The organism is Novosphingobium guangzhouense (genome assembly GCF_002896965.1).
Classification (GTDB): Bacteria; Pseudomonadota; Alphaproteobacteria; order Sphingomonadales; family Sphingomonadaceae; genus Novosphingobium; species Novosphingobium guangzhouense.
In genome coordinates this window covers 1-1,657 of sequence record NZ_LYMM01000109.1, presented here as the reverse complement: position 1 = coordinate 1,657, position 1,657 = coordinate 1, and the positions used below count along the sequence as shown (strand labels likewise).

Below are 1,657 nucleotides of genomic sequence, written 5' to 3'. Positions count from 1 at the left end.
CGCCGCCACCATTCGCCATGGATGCGCTCCGGCCCGTCGCCGGCCACGACCTTGTAGGACCGGCCTCGCCACTCGAAGCGCTTGGGCGGCTGATCGGGCAACAGCGCGATCACGCGCGACAAGGGCTCGGGCCGCGCGAACAGCCTCACCGGCCGCTGCCAGGCAGGCCAGGAACCGGCGGTCTCGATTGGGCTGGTCGGCCTTACGGCACGTTCAGGCACATGGCTCTCGACGGGCGCAATGCGGAACACGGCACCGGGGCCGATCCTGCCTGCCACGACGTCGACGAGACGCGCAGGATCGCGCACCGTACTTTCCCCAGCGAGGATCGCGCCCAGGTTCTCAGCATCGAGCGGCTCGGTATGCGGCGCCAGAAGCTGGAACTGTTCAAGACCCATGCCGGGATCGATACGCTCGATCCTGAGCTTCAGGAGGCGCAGCAGGTGCGGCACTTCACGGGTCGGGCGGGAGGTGCCGATCGCCACCACCTGCTCGCCGCCATCGATGCGAAGAGCAATCAGGCGCAGCGAGCGCGCACCCAGCCCCCGACGCTGGAGCACTTCGGCCAAGTCCTTCAGCAGATCGTGCATCACCTGCGCGATCGCTTCGGCCGTGCCGATCGGCTCGAGCAGCCGACGCTCGACTGCGGGGATAACCACGTCCTCACGCGGGGTGATAGGTTCGGCCTTGCCGCCCAGCGCCTGGTCGAGCCGGTCGATGGTCGCGAGGCCGAGCCTCCTCGCCAAAGGCCCGCGCGCGACGGGAAGCAGGTCGGCGATCGTCTCGAAACCGAACTTGCGCGCAGCGGCCAGTGCGCCGCCTTCGAGGCGCAGCGCCGCGACCGGAAGCGGCGACAGCGCCTTCAGCACGCCGCCCTGGCGGATGATCGCGATGTCCTCGCGGCCGTAGCGGGCCAGCGCGTGCGCGGCCCCGGGGGTGTCGGCGATGGCAATGCGCGCTGTGAACCCGGCGCGGCGGCAGAACGCCTGTAGCCGCTGGCAGAAGCGCTCCTCCCCGCCATGCAGGTGCGCGGCGCCGGTGAGGTCCAGCCAGATGCCGTCAGGGGGCGAGACTGCGACGATCGGTGACCAGCGGCGAATGCCGAACAACGCCAGGCGATCGAGCAACGCCGCATCGACCTCGGGCTCGGCAGGGCGGAAGTCGAGGTCCGAAACAAGCGCGCGGGCATGGGTTGCCGCCATGCCGACATGGATGCCCAGCGCTCTCGCCGCCGGACAGGCCGAAACGATCTCGTCGCGGCGACCGACCTTGCCAACGAGCGCCAGCGGAGCGGCCGCGACCTGCGGGGCGTCGTGCAACTGTTCCGACACTGCTGACGAGGCCATCCGCTTGAACGGATGCTCTGCCGATTCGGAGCGTCGCCCCAGTTCGCGCATCGGCGGCTTGGCATGCAACGGCAACGCCGCGATCTCGCTCTCGACATCGAGGCGTGTGCGGTCTTCGACCCTGACGGCCCCCGGCACTTCTCCGTTCTGCCGCTCGCGCGCCCAGCGCGCACCCGGCCGCCACCCGCACCCGCGAGGAACCGAGCAGGCACCGGGATTGTCGTCGACGGGAAGCTGGAGTGCGCGCGGCTCAGGCCGCGGCGCGGCGAACCGGTCCTGCCGTCTCAGCCGTTCGATGGCCAGGAACGGCA

The 1,657-nt window shown here is 70.4% G+C and carries 1 protein-coding gene; it reads right to left on the bottom strand.

Translation table 11 applies throughout. From position 1 onward, the window contains the following. Window positions 1–1,657, bottom strand: a 1,657-nt coding sequence (locus A8V01_RS27935) for a Y-family DNA polymerase (protein ID WP_245892868.1), incomplete at both ends; no start/stop codon positions are given.